Origin of the sequence: Rhodococcus sp. GA1, from assembly GCF_024321955.1 — a bacterium.
Taxonomy (GTDB): Bacteria; Actinomycetota; Actinomycetes; order Mycobacteriales; family Mycobacteriaceae; genus Rhodococcus; species Rhodococcus pyridinivorans.
In genome coordinates this window covers 1,392,157-1,408,566 of sequence record NZ_CP097186.1, presented here as the reverse complement: position 1 = coordinate 1,408,566, position 16,410 = coordinate 1,392,157, and the positions used below count along the sequence as shown (strand labels likewise).

The following is a 16,410-nucleotide window of genomic DNA, read 5'->3' as shown; positions in this document are numbered from 1 at the left end:
CGCTCGTGGCAGGGATGTGACACGGCGCCACCGCGAATTCCTGTGACGCCCGTCTCCTGCTGTCGACCTCGTCGGTGATCGATCCGGTCAGCGACCGACCGTGCGGAATTCCGTTGTCAGCGAGGCGGTCTCGGCCGCATCCCGACCGGCGTGGAAGCCGTCGGCGTCGACCCCGCGGCTACGCGAGTCGCGGGTGACGGGGAACAACCGCCGGAACTCGGTGTCGACGGCGTCGGAGCGTCTGGCGAGGATGGGTGCGAGTTTCGTGATGGGCATCTGCGCGTCGGCGGCGGCGTGGGCGGTGGCCCGGACGTCCGCCTCGCGGAGACGTTCGCCGATCCGGTGCGCGTAGCCGGTGAGGAAGGCGCGGCGGAAGGAGGTCGCGGACGATCCGCGCCGCCCCGCCGTTCCGGCCGCCTGCACGGCCCGTCCGGCCTGCACGAGCAGCGAGGTGTACAGCATCTCGGCCTGCTGCAGGTCGGTGGCGGTACCGACGATCGTCGCGACCTGCACCCGGGTGAACCACACCGTGCGCACGCGGTTCGCGTCGCCGATGGCGGTGAGGAGCAGGACCTTCTCGCGGATGTACGGGCTGTCGAGGTGGATGCGCCGGCCGACGACCGGGTCTGTGCCGGAGTCGGGTCCGGCCAGCAGCGCCGCACCCACGGCGTGACGCGAGACGAGTTCCTGCGCCTTCGCGGTGAGCGCTTCGGCCTCGTCGGGGAAGTCGGTGGACTCGGCCTTCGACAGCAGTGCCCGGATGCGTTCGAGGATCCGGGTGTCGGGCGGGGCGGGCGCAGACGGGTCGCCGGACCGGACGGACGGCCATCGCGACGGCGGGGGTGTGAGGATCGCGAAGGACGGCAGGTACTTCCAGGTGAAGGCGAGCCCTTCGATCTCGAAGCGGGTGACGTCGGGGAACGCGCGGAACAGACCGTCGGCCAGGGTCGGGGCTCCGGCGGCGTGGGCCGGACGCGGGTGCCGGCGGGTGATCTCGTCGAGCTGCCGTACCCACTCGACGGGGGCGCGTTCGGCCGCGCGCCGGATCTGCGCGTCGAACAGCATCGTGGCCGCCGTCAGTGCGACATCGGAGGGACCACCCGAGCGGGCCGTCACGTGGAGCACGTCGGCGGGCTGCCATCCCCGCTCGTAGGCACCGCCCAGCTCGGCGAGCAGGGAGTGCTCGTTCAGGCCATCGGATCGAACATGTGTTCTATCGCTGCGCATGCGCTGCAGTGTGGCGCACGGCACCGACAGGTTTGCGCGGCGACGGAGAACACGCAGGTGAAAGCTCTCCGTCGCCGGATCGGACGCTCAGTCCTCGTCGACGTAGCGCGGGAACACCGGTGCCGGGGCGGGCAGGGTCGTGCCCGGAGCCAGGCGGGTCGCGACGGCGTCGAACTGCCGTGCCTCGGGTGTCTGACCGAGGAGATCGAGGATGTTCGCGGCGGCATCGGGCATCACCGGCTGGACGAGCAGACCCACGATCCGAACGACCTCGAGCGTGACGTACAGGACCGTCGCCATCCGCTCGGGATCGGTCTTGCGCAGCACCCACGGCTGCTGCGCCGAGAAGTAACGGTTGGTCTCGCCGAGGACGTGCCAGATCGCTTCGAGACCGAGGTGCAGGGCCTGCGCGTCGAACTCGGCGCGCACCTTCGCGAGCAGCGCGTCGGCCTGGGCGAGCATCGCCTCGTCGTCGGCGGTGAACTCGCCCGGCGTGGGCACGGTGCCCTCGAGATTCTTCGCGACCATCGTCAGGGAGCGCTGCGCGAGGTTGCCGAGGTCGTTGGCGAGATCGGCGTTGATGCGGGTGACGATCGCCTCGTGGCTGTAGCTGCCGTCCTGGCCGTAGGAGATCTCGCGGAGCAGGAAGAAGCGCAGCTGGTCGAGGCCGTACCGGTCGACCATCTCGAGCGGGTCGACGACGTTGCCGACCGACTTCGACATCTTCTCGCCCTTGTTGAACAGGAAGCCGTGGACGAAGACCCGCTTCGGCAGTTCGAGCCCCGCCGACATGAGGAAGGCCGGCCAGTAGACGGTGTGGAACCGCGTGATGTCCTTGCCGATGATGTGCAGGTCGGCGGGCCAGTAGCGGCGGTAGGACTCCGATTCGGTGTCGGGGAAGCCGGCGCCGGTGAGGTAGTTGGTCAGCGCGTCGACCCACACGTACATGACGTGATCGGGGTGATCGGGGACCGGCACACCCCAGTCGAAGGTGGTGCGGGAGATCGACAGGTCCTTCAGGCCGCCGGAGACGAAGCTGACGATCTCGTTGCGGCGGGTGGCCGGGGCGATGAAGTCGGGCTGCTTCTCGTAGAGCTCGAGCAGCTTGTCCTGATAAGCCGACAGCCGGAAGAAGTAGGTGGACTCCTCGGTCCACTCCACGGGGGTGCCGGTGTCGGTGGAGATCCGCGAGCCGTCTTCGAGCAGGGTGGTCTCGCCGTCGGTGTAGAACGCCTCGTCGCGGACCGAGTACCACCCCGCGTAGGTGTCGAGGTAGATGTCGCCCGAGTCGACCATGCGCTGCCAGATCGCCTTGCTCGCCTCGAGGTGATCGGCGTCCGTGGTGCGGATGAACCGGTCGTACGAGATGTTCAGCCGCTTGTCCATGGCCTCGAACACGTCCGAGTTGCGGGACGCGAGTTCGGTGACCGGGATGCCTTCCTTCGCGGCGGTCTGCTGCATCTTCAGGCCGTGCTCGTCGGTGCCGGTCAGGAAGCGCACGTCGAAGCCGTCGAGACGCTTGAACCGCGCGATCGCGTCGGTCGAGATGTACTCGTAGGCGTGCCCGATGTGCGGGGCGCCGTTCGGGTACGCGATCGCGGTCGTGACGTAGAACGCCGGGCGGGTGGGATCGCCGGCAGCCGGGCGGGAGGAATCAGGCGCAGTCATGGTGGCCAGTAGTTTATAGGGCGTGAGCGCAGCCCGTCCCGCCCCCGAAGCCCCGCAGCCGTTGAGTCCCCTCGTCGACGCCCACACGCACCTCGACGCGTGCGGTGCCGAGGACGCCGCGACGACCTCCGCGATCGTCGATCGTGCCGCCGCGGTGGGGGTCGGACGCATCGTCACCGTCGCCGACGATCTCGAGGCGGCGCGTTTCGCCGTGCGGGCTGCGCACTGGGACGACCGCGTCCACGCGGCCGTCGCCATCCATCCCACCCGCGCGAACAGTCTCGACGACGCTACCCGCGCCGAGATCGAGAAACTCGCCGCCGACCCGCGCTGCGTCGCGGTGGGGGAGACCGGCCTCGACCTCTACTGGCCCGGCAAGCTCGACGGGTGCGCCGAACCGGCCGAGCAGGAGGAGGGCTTCCGCTGGCACATCGACCTCGCGAAGCGACTCGGCAAGCCGCTGATGATCCACAACCGCGAGGCCGACGCCGACCTGCTGCGTGTCCTGCACGACGAGGGCGCACCCGAGAAGGTGATCTTCCACTGCTTCTCGTCGGATGCCGACATGGCCCGCCGCTGCGTCGACGCCGGATACCTGCTGAGCTTCTCGGGCACCGTGAGTTTCAAGAACGCGAAGGCCCTGCGTGAAGCGGCGCCGCTCGTGCCCCGCGAGCTGGTGCTGGTGGAGACCGACGCGCCGTTCCTGACCCCGCATCCCTTCCGGGGCGCGCCGAACGAGTCGTACTGCCTGCCGTACACCGTGCGCGCGCTCGCCGAGGTGCGGGGCGAGGACGCCGAGGAACTGGCGGCGGCCACCACCGCGAACGCCGAGCGGGTGTACGGACTTTCGTAAAGGGCACGCGCGTCCCCACTCCCGTCGTGAGAATACGGGCATGCGCTCCTTCGTCTACAACTCTCATCCGGTACGTGTGATCTTCGGCCCCGGTACCGCCTCGCGGGTCGCGGACGAAGTACGTCGACTCGATCGTTCCCGCGTTTTGCTGCTCGCCGGCGAGCACGTGCGGCACCAGGCGGAACTGGTCGAGAAGTATCTCGGCGATCTGCAGGTCGCGCGTTTCGACGGCGCGGTGATGCACACGCCGGTCGAGGTGACCGAACGGGTCCTCGGCCGGGTCACCGAGCACGACGTCGATGCGGTCGTCGCGGTGGGTGGCGGCTCGACCACAGGACTGGCCAAGGCACTGGCACTCCGCACGGGGATCGATCAGGTGATCCTGCCGACGACCTACGCCGGGTCGGAGGTGACGCCCGTTCTCGGTGAGACCGCCGACGGGGTGAAGACCACGCGTTCGTCGCCCGACATCCTTCCCGAGACCGTGATCTACGACGTCGAGTTCACCACCTCGATGCCCATTCCGTTGGCGGTGACCAGCGCGATCAACGCGATGGCCCACGCGGTCGAGGCCCTCTACTCCGAACAGGCCAATCCGATCGTCGACGCCCTCGCGCTCGAGGCCGTGGCCGCGATCGCCCGGGGTATCCCGGCGCTCGGTGCGGATTCGGCCGATCCCGAGGGGCGTTCGGATCTGCTGCTCGCGGCGTGGCTCTCCGGAACCTGTCTCGCCTCGGCAGGAATGGGGCTGCACCACAAGCTCTGTCACGTGCTGGGCGGCTCGTTCGACCTGCCGCATGCCGCCACGCACACCGTCGTGCTGCCCCACGCGCTCGCCTACAACGAACCGTCGGTACCGCACGTCATGGTGCGGGTCGCGCAGGCGCTCGGCACGGATTCGGCGTCCGCGGGCGTCTACGACCTCGTGGCGGCGGCCGGTGGGCCGACGAGTCTCGAGGAACTGGGGTTCCGGGAGTCCGATCTGGACGAGGCGGCACGACTGGCGACGGCGAAGCCGTATCCGAATCCCCGGGAGGTCACGGAGGTGGGCGTGCGACGGTTGCTGGGGGAGGCGTTCGCCGGTACCCGTCCGGAACCGGCGCAGAAGTCTGGTTGAAGCTACAACCAAGGGTTGCTACCTTAGTTGTCGCTTCAACTAAGTGGGGCTCTCCGGCCTCCTACCCGAAAGGCTCGACATGAAGACCCCTCTCGTCCGCGACCTCGGCATCCTCGTGGCCCGACTCGTACTCGGCGTCATTTTCCTCGCGCACGGACTGCAGAAGTTCAATTCGTGGGGATACGAAGGCACCAAGGCCGGCTTCGAAGGAATGGGCGTGCCCGCCCCGGCCGTCTCGGCGTTCGTCGCCACCTGGATCGAGATCCTCGGCGGTCTCGCGCTCATCCTCGGTGTGCTCGTCCCCGTCTTCGGCGTCCTGCTGTTCCTGCTCATGCTCGGCGCGTTCTTCATCGTGCACGTGGAGAACGGACTCTACGTCGGCGACGGCGGTTTCGAACTCGTGGCCGCGCTCGGCGCAGGGGCCCTCCTACTCGCCGCGGTCGGTGCGGGAGCGTTCAGCGTCGACCGATTCCTCGCGCGGAAGGTTCCACTCCTGCGCACGGCCTGACCTGCGGTTTCGCGGCGCTGTGGACGATTTCCCCCGATCGTCCTCAGCGCCTCTTCCGTCCGATGACCCGCGCTCAACGCATATCTCTTGTTATTCTCCTGCACGACATACGCGTTCACGGATCTCTCCGACAGGACCGATATGACCGTGCAGCAGGCTGTTCCGCGTCGCGACACCACGTGGAATGTCAATCGACGGACCTTCCTCGTCGGCGCGGGTGCGCTCCTCGCTGCCGGCCTCGTGGGCGCCGGATCATCTGCGGCACAGCCTCGGACACCGCAGCGTCCCAACATCCTCATCATCATGACCGACCAGGAGCGCCAGCCGATGCACTGGCCGGCCGACTGGGCGCGCAACAACCTGCCCAACCGGCAGCGTCTGGCCGACACCGGGCTGACCTTCACGCGGTCGTTCTGCAACGCCGCGATGTGCTCGCCCAGTCGCAGCACGTTCTTCACCGGCCTCTATCCCGCCCAGCACGGGGTGGTGAGCACCCTCACCGAGGGTGGCACGCTCTCGCCCACCGAACCCGTGCTGCCGGTGGACGGCCAGAACATGGCGAAGATGCTGCTCTCCGCCGGATACGACGTCCACTACCGCGGCAAATGGCACATGAGCAAGGGCGCCGACGGCGGCGACCCGTCGCCCGACGACATCGCGCGGTACGGCTTCGCGGGGTGGGAGCCCCCGGAGGCGGGGCAGGACACAGCACCCGAGAACTTCGGGGGTGGCTGCGCCGACCGCGACGGCAAGATCGCCTCCGACGCCGCCGAATTCCTGCGGTCGCGCAGCGCCTCCGACGACAGGCCGTTCGCGCTCATCGTCTCGTTCGCCAATCCCCACGACATCCTCTCGTACCCGAAGACTTGGGATCAGGTCGACGGCGACTGCAACAATTACGGGGCCTTCGCACCCGAAGTCTTCGAGCAGGGAATCGACCTGCCGCCCACCATCGACGAGGACCTGCTCCGCAACTTCAAGCCCACCGCCCAGGCCGAACTGCTCCTGCTGCTCGCAGGTGCGCTCGGTCCGCTCGTCGGTCCCGAAGCGGCACGGCAGTACGTCAACCTGTACGCCTACATGCACAAGGTCGTCGACCAGCACATCGGGACGGTTCTCGATGCGCTGGAATCGGTTTCGGGCATGCGCGAACGCACCGTCGTCTTCCGGGTGGCCGACCACGGTGAGATGGGGCTCTCCCACGGCGGACTCCGCCAGAAGGCCTTCAACGCCTACGAGGAGACGCTCAATGTCCCTCTCGTGGTGAGCAATCCGGTGATGTTCCCGAGGCCGGTCTCCACCGACGCGCTCGCGTCGCTGATCGACGTCATGCCCACCCTCGCGACGATGGCCGCCGTGCCCGACCGTTCGGCGTGGACGTTCAAGGGCGTCGACCTCACGCCCGTCATCGAGAGCGTGTCGTCCGGTGGCACGCCGCCACAGGTGCAGGACACCGTCCTGTTCACCTTCGACGACGAGAACGCCGCCGCGGCCAACGGGCAGACGACGGTGAAGCAGCCCAACCACATTCGTGCTGTCCGGCAGGACAGGTGGAAGTACGCGATGTACTTCGATCCGTCGGGACGCGCGCTGCCGCAGTTCGAGCTCTACGACCTGCACGACGATCCGCTCGAGACGCGCAACCGCGCGAACCCGCTCGATCTCGCGAACTTCGACCCGGTGCAGGTCGCGACCATGCACGCCGTCCTGATGGACGTGATGGCCCGCACGGGCACCACCCCGGCTGTGACGATTCCGCAGTTCCCCGTACCGAGCGGATCCGCCGATCTCCCGATTCCCAGCGGGTCGGCCGGACGCTGACGAAGCCGATCACCGGCAACCGCGACCATCGGTAGGCGGTCCCGGAAACCGCTGCGCCCGCGAAGCCGGCCGCTCCGTCCGAGCCTGTGGGCATCGGCACCTCGAACGCCCCCGCATGGGGCAGGGCACAGCTGCGCGCGATCCTCGGCTACCTCACGGAGTCCATGTCCTTGCCGCCCGAATCGCGAGGAAGTTCTTCTTCCGAGTGTCGATCGAAAATGGCGATTTCGGACACTCGAAAATGATCGAGCTAATATCGATCCGATATCTGTGACGTGCGTCGTGATCTGACAGAAATCATGATCTGTGCAGGTAAACGCGATGAAGTTGCGATAACAATGCCGTCTCGTTACCGTGCTGTGATCACAGTTGTCGTCCGTCTGGAAATAATCGTGTCACCTTTCACCAAGATCAATCGCCTCAAGTCGCCGGTGTTCTACTCGGTGGTCGCCGCCGTCTTCGTCACCCTCGGTGCCGGTGGCGCCGCTGCTGTGGTTCAGCACAAGGACGTCGTCCTCGACGTCGACGGCGAGCAGCGTGCCTTCGGCACGATGAACTCCAACGTCGGCGACATCCTGGCCGCAGCCGGCTACACCGTCGACGAGAACGACGTCGTGGCCCCGGCCGTGGACTCGTCCGTCTCAGACGGCGACACCATCGTCCTGCGACAGGCTCGCGAGCTGCGCCTCACCGTCGACGGTGAGGAGCGCTCGGTGTGGACCACCGCGCTGACCGTCGACGAGGCGCTCGACCAGTTCCGCCTCTCCGACGACGCCTACGTCTCCGCCTCCCGTTCGCACCGCCTCCCGCTCGACGGTGCCGATCTCGAGGTCGTCAACCCCAAGACGGTGCGCTTCGCCGACAACGGCGCGCCCGCCGCCGAGGTGCGCGTCGCAGCGCCGACGGTCGCCGAGTTCCTCGAGGCCCAGGGCGCGAAGCTCGAGCAGGCCGACAGCGTCACCCCTGCCCTCGACGCGGAACTCGCGGAGGGCATGGAGGTCGTGGTCACCCGCGACCGGACCGAGTCGCGGACCGAGAACCTGCCGATCGCCCCGCCGGAGAACCGCGTGGACGATCCGAACATGCTCGAGGGTGAGGCCGCCGTGAGCGACCCGGGTGCTCCGGGCGAGCGGTCGGTGACCTTCGACGTTCACACCGTCAACGGTGTCGAGGTCGGACGCGCCGAGACCGCTTCGAAGGTCCTCGTCGAGCCGCGGCCCGTCGTGGTCCGCGTCGGCACCAAGCCGAAGCCCGCCGTGCCGGCCTCCGGTCGCGGCTCCACCTGGGACGCTCTCGCGCAGTGCGAGGCGACCGGCAACTGGGCGATCAACACCGGCAACGGTTTCTACGGTGGCCTGCAGTTCACGCAGCAGACGTGGGCCGGCTTCGGCGGCACCCAGTACGCGCCGCGTGCCGATCTCGCGACGCGCGAGCAGCAGATCGCCGTCGCGGAGAAGGTCCAGGCGGCCCAGGGCTGGGGCGCCTGGCCATCCTGCACCAGCAAGCTCGGTCTGCGCTGACCGGCGCGGGTGTGCGCGGTGTGACCTGCTCCCGAGTGCGCTAGGTTCACCACGTGTCAGCAGACGATCCCGAAACCACTCCGAGGGCCACTCCGGCTTCTCCGCGCGGCCTCGCCGCGCTGCTCGGGCCCGCCGAGGTCCGCGCACTCGCGGAGGAGTTCGGGGTGCGCCCGACGAAGCAGCTCGGCCAGAACTTCGTGCACGACGCGAACACGGTGCGCCGCATCGTCAACGTCGCCGGGGTCGGCCCTGAGGATGTCGTGCTCGAGGTCGGGCCGGGCCTGGGTTCGCTCACCCTCGCCCTGCTCGACGTCGTCGACCGTGTGGTCGCTGTCGAGCTCGATCCCGTTCTCGCGCAGCGTATTCCCGTTACCGTGCGGGAGCGGGCCCCGCAGCTCGCCGACCGCTTCGACGTCGTGCACATGGACGCGATGAAGGTGCTGCCGAAGGATCTTCCCGTCACGCCCACCGCGCTGGTCGCGAACCTGCCCTACAACGTCGCGGTGCCGGTGCTGCTGCACCTTTTCTCTGAATTCCCTACTCTGCGAACCGCTCTCGTGATGGTGCAGGCCGAGGTCGCCGATCGGCTCGCAGCAGAACCGGGCGGTAAGATCTACGGCGTACCCAGCGTGAAGGCGCGGTTCTTCGGCGACGTCCGCAGGGCCGGCGCCGTCGGGCGTGCGGTCTTTTGGCCCGTTCCCCAGGTGGAATCGGGCCTCGTGCGTGTCGACCGCTATGCGGAGCCACCGTGGCCCACCGACGCCCGGACACGCGCCCGGGTCTTCGCCGTCGTCGACGCGGCCTTCGCTCAACGGCGAAAGACGTTGCGCGCAGCGTTGAGTGGATGGGCAGGTTCGCCCGCGGAGGCCGAGAGGCGCCTGCTGGCGGCCGGTATCGAGCCGTCGACCCGCGGGGAGAAGCTCGACGCCGCAGCCTTCGTGCGGCTCGTAGGGGTGGAGTGATCCCGGTCACTCGTCCTGGCGGTCGGATGCGATGTGTGGTTAAGTTGTCCTCGGTCGTTAGGTAGTGTGTTCGTGGTTTACCCCTCGCACATTTCTGGTTGCGAGCGGATGCGATAGCCACGATGGAATCGTTTCAGCCGTGTAGTGACAGACCCGGGGGCCGAAACCGACTCCCGACGAGACGGAACGTCTACATCCGTTCTGCCTGCAAGTGAAGGACAGCAACATGGCTGAAGGTACTGTGAAGTGGTTCAACGGCGAAAAGGGCTTCGGCTTCATCGCTCCCTCGGACGGCTCCGCTGACGTCTTCGTGCACTTCTCCGAGATCCAGGGCCGCGGCTTCCGCACCCTCGAGGAGAACCAGCGCGTGAGCTTCGAGATCGGCCAGGGCCAGAAGGGCCCGCAGGCCACCGGCGTGAACGTCATCGGCTGATACCGATAATTCTCCGAATCCGGGCCGGCACCTCAGGGTGCCGGCCCGGATTCGTTCGTCCGGTCAGCCGATCATTGCCCCGTAACCGGTGATGCCCAAGTTCGACGAACCGGTCGACGAGCCCGCCGAGTCGGCGGAGCCGGTCGCCATTCCGGCGGAGCCCGTGGGAGGGGTCACGCAGTCCACGAGATTCAGCGAGCGCAGGACCAGGTCGCCGAGCGAGCAGACGCGCGGCGGAGCCGGTTCGGCCGAGGCGACGCCGGCGGTTCCCATGGTGGCCGCCACGGCGACGGCGCAGACGGCGACCGCATTACGTACGGAACGAGTCACATTTCCTCCAGAGTGTTCAGAGTCGATCGATCGTAGAGCGTGGCCGCGGCGGTCGGGAAGCATCCGTATCCCGAGTAAGCTCTGTACTCGTGCTTTCCGTCGTGCCGACCCCCGTGACAGTGAGGGTCCCGTCCAAGGTCAACCTGCATCTCGCGGTGGGTGACCTCCGTCCTGACGGCTACCACGACCTGCACACCGTCTTCCAGGCTCTGTCCCTGTACGACGAGGTGTCGGTGGTCCCGGCCGACACCCTGAGCGTGACGGTGCGCGGCGCGGGCGCCGAGTCGGTACCTACCGATTCGACGAACCTGGCGTGGCGCGCCGCCGAGATGATGGCGGAACGGGCCGCACGTACACCCGACGTGGCGATCACGATCGACAAGGGCATCCCCGTGGCCGGCGGAATGGCCGGTGGCAGCGCCGACGCTGCCGCGACGCTGGTCGCGCTCGACACACTGTGGGGCATCGGGGCGCCCCGGGAGGACCTCGCGGATCTCGCCGTCCGCCTCGGCAGCGACGTGCCGTTCTGCCTCCACGGCGGAACGGCGATCGGAACAGGGCGGGGCGAGCGCCTCGTCCCCGTCCTCACCCGCGGCACCTTCCACTGGGTACTGGCCCTCGCGAAGGGGGGCCTGTCCACACCGGTCGTCTTCCGTGAACTCGACCGGCTGCGTGCCGAGGGAGAACCTCAGCGCATCGGCAGCGCGGATGCCGTGCTCTCCGCGCTCGGCTCCGGCGACGCCCACCAGCTCGCGCCGCTGCTCGGCAACGACCTGCAGGCCGCGGCCCTGTCCCTCGACCCGATGCTGCGACGCACGCTCCGGGCGGGTGTCGAGGCCGGGGCCCTGGCGGGCATCGTCTCCGGTTCCGGCCCCACCTGCGCGTTCCTCGTCGAGGACCAGCACGCCGCCGTCACCGTGAGTGCCGAACTCGCCGGTGCCGGTGTGTGCCGTACGGTGCGGGTCGCCTCCGGTCCGGTGCCCGGAGCCCGTGTCGTCGGCGACGCCGATCCCGCACACTCCTGATGCTGTAGTACATCTCCGCAATTCTCGGAAGGCGTTCCTCCACGTGGCGAATCTGATCAACCTCGAACAGGTCTCGAAGTCGTTCGGCATCAAGCCGTTACTCGACTCGGTGTCCCTCGGCGTGAACGAGGGGGAGCGGATCGGTGTCGTCGGCCTCAACGGCGGCGGCAAGACGACGATGCTCGAGGTGCTCGCCGGCATCGAGGAGCCCGATTCGGGCCGGGTGAGCCGCGTGAACGGTCTGCGCATGGCCGTCGTGACGCAGCGCGGCGGTCTGCCGGAGGGCTCGACCGTCGGCGAGGTGGTCCTCGGGCCGCTCGATGTGGCCGAGCACGAGTGGGCCGGTGATGCGCGCATCCGCTCGGTGCTCACCGGTATCGGCATCGACAATCTCGGTCTCGACGCGGTTGTCGACGGTCTGTCCGGTGGTGAGCGTCGCCGGGTCGCCCTCGCCGCAGCCCTCGTGCAGGATCTCGACCTGCTCGTCCTCGACGAGCCCACGAACCATCTCGACGTCGAAGGCGTGCAGTGGCTCGCCGAGCACCTGCTGTCGCGGCGCAGCGCGCTCGTCGTCGTCACCCACGACCGCTGGTTCCTCGATACCGTCGCGACGCGCACCTGGGAGGTCGTGAACGGCCGGGTCGAGAGCTACGAGGGCGGCTACAACGACTGGATCTTCGCGCGCGCCGAGCGTGCCCGCCAGGCCGACGCGATGGAGGAACGCCGCCGCAATCTCGCGCGCAAGGAACTCGCGTGGCTGCGTCGCGGAGCTCCGGCCCGCACGTCCAAGCCGAAGTACCGCATCGAGGCCGCCGAAGCGCTGATCGCGAACGTGCCGCCGCCGCGCGACTCGGTGGCGCTGGCATCGTTCGCGAAGCGCCGCCTGGGCCGCGTCGTCATCGAACTCGAGGACGCCACCCTCACCACCCCGGACGGGCGCGAACTGGTCCGCGACCTCACCTGGCGTCTCGGTCCGGGCGAGCGGATCGGTCTCGTCGGCGTCAACGGTTCGGGCAAGACGACCCTGCTGCGCACGCTCGCGGGCGAACTCGAACCGGCGCAGGGACGGCGCGTCCAGGGGCAGACCGTCGAGATCGGCTGGCTGCGGCAGGAACTCGACGACCTGCCCACCGACATGCGGGTGCTCGACGCCGTCAAGGACGTCGCCGAGCGGATCACACTGGGCGACAAGGAGATCTCCGCCGGTCAGCTCGCCGAACGTCTGGGCTTCACACCGGCGCGGCAGCGCACCCCCGTCGGCGACCTGTCCGGTGGTGAGCGTCGCCGGTTGCAGCTCACGCGCGTGCTCATGGCCGAACCGAACGTGCTGCTCCTCGACGAGCCCACCAACGACCTCGACATCGACACCCTCCAGCAGCTCGAGGACCTGCTCGACGGCTGGGCCGGAACCCTCGTGGTCATCAGCCACGACCGGTATCTCGTCGAACGCATCTGTGATTCGACGTGGGCCCTGTTCGGCGACGGCCGCCTGACGAACCTTCCCGGTGGCATCGAGGAGTACCTGCGCCGGCGCGCGGCCATGGGCGACGGCGACGTGCCGTCGGTGGCGTCGACCGTCTCGAAGACCGGTGACGCCGCCGAGCAGCCGAAGAAGCGCGACGGTGCCGCCGAACGCACCGCGCGCAAGGAACTGTCGCGCCTGGAGCGTCTCGTCGCGAAGCTGACCGAGAAGGAGGAGAAGCTGCACCACGACCTCGCGGAGGCGGCGACCGATCCTGACCGGCTGCAGAAACTCGACGCGCAGTTGCGTGAGGTGGTCGCGGAGAAGGAAGCGGCCGAGGAGCAATGGATGGAGCTCGCCGAAGATCTCGACTGAATCCTCTTGACCTCGAGTCGGCTCGAGGTCGCAGGATGGGCGTCGTCAGAAGGAACGCCCATCAGGAGGATCCATGTCCGTCACCGAAACATCCGGTACCTCTACGCATCTCCCGCAGTCCCGGCTCGCGCGTTCCGCCGTGGTGGTCGCCGCGTCCGTCGTGACCGCACTGGTGATCGACCTCGCGCTGTGGGCCGTCGGGCTCATCGCGGGTGGCTCGTTCGAACACACCGACGCCGGTGAGGTGGTGAGCGCGGCGCCCGGTGGCGTGGTGCTCATGTCCGTCGTCCCGCTCACCGTCGGTCTCGCCGTCGCGGCCCTGCTCACCCTGTGGTGGAACGGTTTCGCGCGGATCGCCCAGGTCGTCGGGGCGTTGCTGCCGCTGGCGACGATCCAGGGCACGATCTCCGCGGACTTCGACACGCCGAGCACCGTCGCCCTGACGCTGATGCACGTCGTGATCGCCGTGGTGGTCGTCGTCGCCCTGGAGATGCTCCGTGCGCGTGACTGACACGAGTAGGGGAAGGAAATATGCGCTTCCGCAAGGAAAGTCGCACATTTCCTCCCCCTGATTCGGGCAGAGGCCTACGGTCAGGTCGAGGCAGCGCTGAGCGCGGGACGCGCGAACCGCTCGATCAGGTCGAGTTGCCCGACGAGACGATGTGCGGGGTGGCGATGCCGTGGCTGAACAGCGCCGAGATCAGGCCCGACGAACCACTTCGGTGGTGGTCATGCCTATTCGCCCTTCCAGACGGGTTCGCGCTTCTGTATGAAGGCCATGACGCCTTCGAGGGTGTCGGCGCTGGTGGTGAGACGTGCGAGGGCTTTGTCGGTGAGTTCCCAGGGCAGGTCCTCGGCGGGGACGTTGCCGTCGATGATGCCGCGGGCGACGGTCTTGCCGGCCTGCACGGCGAGCGGGGCGCCCTTCGCGATGTCGGCGGCGAGAGCGAGAGCGGTGTCGAGGACCTCGTCCTGTGGGACGACCCGGTTGACGAGGCCCCAGCGCAGCGCGTCGGCGGACGACATCGGCTTGCCCGTCAGGACGAGTTCCATCGCGACGGCGCGGGGGATGGCCTGGCCGATGCGGAACACGCCGCCGGCACCGGCGATCAGGCCGCGGTGCACCTCGGGCAGACCGAATTCGGCGGTTTCGGATGCGACGACGAGATCGCTCGCGAGGGCGAGTTCGGTGCTACCACCGAGCGCGGTGCCGTTGACCGCGGCGATGACGGGCTTGGAGATGTGGTGCTTGACGACACCGGCGAAGCCCCAGTGGGCGGTTTCGGGCGGGGTGACGCCGTCCGGCCCTTTGGTGCCGAGGGCCTCGAGGTCGGCGCCGCCGCAGAAGACGGCGCCGCCTGCGCCGGTGAGCACCACGACGCGCACGTCGCGGTCCTCTTCGGCGCGGTCCCAGGCCTCACCGAGTGCCTGGTGCACGTCGGCGTTGATGCTGTTGGCCGCCTTGGGGCGGTTGATGGTGACGAGCAGGACGTGCTCGCGTTTCTCGACGTGAACGACGGGTTCGCTCACGACCGGTACTCCTCGGGGCACAGGTGTTCGATGCGGGTGACGGTGAGAATGCCGCCGTCGTCGGTGACGTGGACGGTCTCGCCGACGATGTCGACTCCGGCGGCGAGGACTGCGGCGCCGGTGGCGTCGGTCTGGCCGGAGACACGCCGGCCGTCGGGGGTGAGGCCGACGAGGAAACCGATCGACGGGTTGCCGTCGCGACCGAATTCGGCCGTGGCGGTGACAATCTGGACCTCGCCGCTGTAATCGGTGGCTGTCTCCGGCGCGGACGGCTCGAGCAGCACGTGCTCGGGGTCGCCGACGTAACCGTCGGTGTGCGGCGCGCAGCCGAGGACCACGACGTGCTGGTAGGTCAGGTAGCCACCGTTGCCGTGCACGAGGGCGAGCTCGCCGTCCTGGCGCAGCCGCTTGGCCACCGACACCACGGAGTGCAGCGTGTAGCTGTTGAGCGGGCCGCCGAAGAAGGAGTGGCCGCCGGTCACCGACGGGACGGTGTCGCGGGGGAGGCCGAGCTGCTCGATGAGCAGCTTCGGGACCACGGGGAAGCAGCTGTAGGCGTCGATGATGTCGAAGTCGCCGGGACGCAGGTCGCTCGCCGACAGCGTGCGCCGCAGCGCATCGTCGAGTGCGGCGGAGCGTCCGAAGTCGCCGCGGGCGAGCACGTCCGAGGGCTCGGTCGCGCCGGCGCCGCCCCACACGTAGAGCAGGTGGTCGTCGGGGACACCGAATTCGCGGGCCACGGCGAGCGAGGTGACGACCACGGCAGCGGCCTGGTCGACGAACGGCATCGCGTTGACCATCAGCGGGTACGGGTCGGTGACGAGGCGGTTCTTGCCGGCGATGGTGCGGATGTCGTCGGCGGTGCGGCGCTCGGGGTTCCAGGACGCCGGGTTCCCGGCGGCGAACTCGGAGAAGGCGGCGTACAGCGTCGCCGACCAGTCGAGCGACTTCTCGCGCGAGTGCCCGAGATCGTGGCTGAGCCGGTTCTCGAACAGCGGGTAGACCCGCGTGGGGACGATCATCCCGGCGCGCTGCATCGCGGGGCTGCCGAGGTCCTTGTTGCTGATAGGCGCGGGGCCGCCCGGGGCGGTGGTCCATCCCAGCGTGACCGGATCCGTTCCGGCCTTGTACGAGTTGGTCGCCGAGGCCTGCGCCTCGCCGCCGACGAGCAGCGCGACGGTGCTGGTGCCCGCGGCGATGTCGTGGCCGATGCGATCGAGCAGGGCCGCCGGCCAGTGGCCGCCGATCGGCGTGGTCGACGTGTGCTCGGGCGTCGCGCCGAGACGTTCGGCGAGCAGGCCCGGCAGGTCGTCGTAGTTCCAGCTCGCGGTCTTGATCGCGTGGATGGTGTCGATCCGCGTGGCGAGATCGGCGCCGGAGTCGGCGATCGCGGCGAGGGTGGCCTCGTGGATGAGGTCGAGCGGTTCACGCGGGTCGGCGGGCGCACCGGCACGGCCGGAGCGCAGGTCGCCGACGCCGATCACGACGGGAACCCGAGTGGGGTCGGTCATGGCGTTCCTTCGGTCTGCTCTTGGGGGAGGAGGACGCCGCCAGCTTAATGCGGACGATTTCAGTCTGT

At 68.7% G+C, this 16,410-nt stretch carries 15 protein-coding genes; 10 read left to right on the top strand and 5 right to left on the bottom strand.

Going from position 1 to position 16,410, the window contains the following annotated elements; all coding sequences use genetic code 11:
* Window positions 1-87: 87 nt before the first annotated feature.
* Together M3330_RS06460 and metG are read right to left on the bottom strand one after the other, a co-directional pair.
* On the bottom strand, window positions 88-1,227 hold the full coding sequence (locus tag M3330_RS06460; protein ID WP_255027744.1) for a DUF2786 domain-containing protein: 1,140 nt from the start codon (window positions 1,225-1,227) through the stop codon (window positions 88-90).
* An 87-nt stretch (window positions 1,228-1,314) separates the two neighbouring features.
* Window positions 1,315-2,895, bottom strand: coding sequence for a methionine--tRNA ligase (gene metG / locus M3330_RS06455; RefSeq protein WP_255027742.1), 1,581 nt, complete (start codon window positions 2,893-2,895; stop codon window positions 1,315-1,317).
* A gap of 22 nt (window positions 2,896-2,917) precedes the next feature.
* Here metG and M3330_RS06450 point away from each other — a divergent pair, with 22 nt between their 5' ends.
* The 7 genes from M3330_RS06450 to M3330_RS06420 all read left to right on the top strand — a co-directional run bounded on the left by M3330_RS06450 (window position 2,918) and on the right by M3330_RS06420 (window position 10,109).
* Window positions 2,918-3,748: a TatD family hydrolase gene (locus tag M3330_RS06450; protein ID WP_060652139.1), complete on the top strand. Its 831-nt coding sequence runs from the start codon at window positions 2,918-2,920 to the stop codon at window positions 3,746-3,748.
* A 40-nt stretch (window positions 3,749-3,788) separates the two neighbouring features.
* On the top strand, window positions 3,789-4,865 hold the full coding sequence (locus M3330_RS06445; RefSeq protein ID WP_019288775.1) for a maleylacetate reductase: 1,077 nt from the start codon (window positions 3,789-3,791) through the stop codon (window positions 4,863-4,865).
* A 79-nt stretch (window positions 4,866-4,944) separates the two neighbouring features.
* Window positions 4,945-5,373, top strand: a complete 429-nt coding sequence (locus M3330_RS06440; RefSeq protein WP_255027717.1) for a DoxX family protein — start codon at window positions 4,945-4,947, stop codon at window positions 5,371-5,373.
* A gap of 141 nt (window positions 5,374-5,514) precedes the next feature.
* Window positions 5,515-7,194 carry a sulfatase-like hydrolase/transferase gene (locus tag M3330_RS06435; RefSeq protein ID WP_255027708.1) on the top strand — a complete coding sequence of 560 codons (1,680 nt, stop codon included), beginning with the start codon at window positions 5,515-5,517 and terminating at the stop codon, window positions 7,192-7,194.
* A 392-nt stretch (window positions 7,195-7,586) separates the two neighbouring features.
* Complete coding sequence (locus tag M3330_RS06430) at window positions 7,587-8,714, top strand: resuscitation-promoting factor (RefSeq protein WP_255027706.1); 1,128 nt, start codon at window positions 7,587-7,589, stop codon at window positions 8,712-8,714.
* Window positions 8,715-8,767: 53 nt separating this feature from the next.
* Window positions 8,768-9,676 carry a 16S rRNA (adenine(1518)-N(6)/adenine(1519)-N(6))-dimethyltransferase RsmA gene (gene rsmA / locus M3330_RS06425; protein ID WP_071934495.1) on the top strand — a complete coding sequence of 303 codons (909 nt, stop codon included), beginning with the start codon at window positions 8,768-8,770 and terminating at the stop codon, window positions 9,674-9,676.
* A 226-nt stretch (window positions 9,677-9,902) separates the two neighbouring features.
* A complete protein-coding gene (locus M3330_RS06420) occupies window positions 9,903-10,109 on the top strand; it encodes a cold-shock protein (protein WP_006553820.1) in 207 nt (68 codons plus the stop codon).
* Between the two features lie 63 nt (window positions 10,110-10,172).
* Here the strand turns inward: M3330_RS06420 and M3330_RS06415 are convergent, their stop codons facing one another.
* Window positions 10,173-10,439, bottom strand: coding sequence for a hypothetical protein (locus tag M3330_RS06415; RefSeq protein ID WP_006553821.1), 267 nt, complete (start codon window positions 10,437-10,439; stop codon window positions 10,173-10,175).
* 89 nt (window positions 10,440-10,528) lie between these two features.
* On the opposite strand from M3330_RS06415, the gene M3330_RS06410 reads away from it, so the two are divergent.
* The 3 genes from M3330_RS06410 to M3330_RS06400 all read left to right on the top strand — a co-directional run bounded on the left by M3330_RS06410 (window position 10,529) and on the right by M3330_RS06400 (window position 13,812).
* Window positions 10,529-11,464: a 4-(cytidine 5'-diphospho)-2-C-methyl-D-erythritol kinase gene (locus M3330_RS06410; RefSeq protein ID WP_037216304.1), complete on the top strand. Its 936-nt coding sequence runs from the start codon at window positions 10,529-10,531 to the stop codon at window positions 11,462-11,464.
* A gap of 43 nt (window positions 11,465-11,507) precedes the next feature.
* On the top strand, window positions 11,508-13,301 hold the full coding sequence (locus M3330_RS06405) for an ABC-F family ATP-binding cassette domain-containing protein (RefSeq protein WP_019288771.1): 1,794 nt from the start codon (window positions 11,508-11,510) through the stop codon (window positions 13,299-13,301).
* A gap of 73 nt (window positions 13,302-13,374) precedes the next feature.
* Window positions 13,375-13,812 carry a DUF6069 family protein gene (locus tag M3330_RS06400; RefSeq protein ID WP_024103215.1) on the top strand — a complete coding sequence of 146 codons (438 nt, stop codon included), beginning with the start codon at window positions 13,375-13,377 and terminating at the stop codon, window positions 13,810-13,812.
* A 224-nt stretch (window positions 13,813-14,036) separates the two neighbouring features.
* On the opposite strand, the gene M3330_RS06395 is transcribed toward M3330_RS06400, so the two are convergent.
* Together M3330_RS06395 and M3330_RS06390 are read right to left on the bottom strand one after the other, a co-directional pair.
* A complete protein-coding gene (locus M3330_RS06395; protein ID WP_255027697.1) occupies window positions 14,037-14,831 on the bottom strand; it encodes an enoyl-CoA hydratase/isomerase family protein in 795 nt (264 codons plus the stop codon).
* Complete coding sequence (locus M3330_RS06390) at window positions 14,828-16,342, bottom strand: acetyl-CoA acetyltransferase (protein ID WP_255027696.1); 1,515 nt, start codon at window positions 16,340-16,342, stop codon at window positions 14,828-14,830. Before M3330_RS06390 ends, M3330_RS06395 begins: the two co-directional genes overlap by 4 nt.
* Window positions 16,343-16,410: the final 68 nt, after the last annotated feature.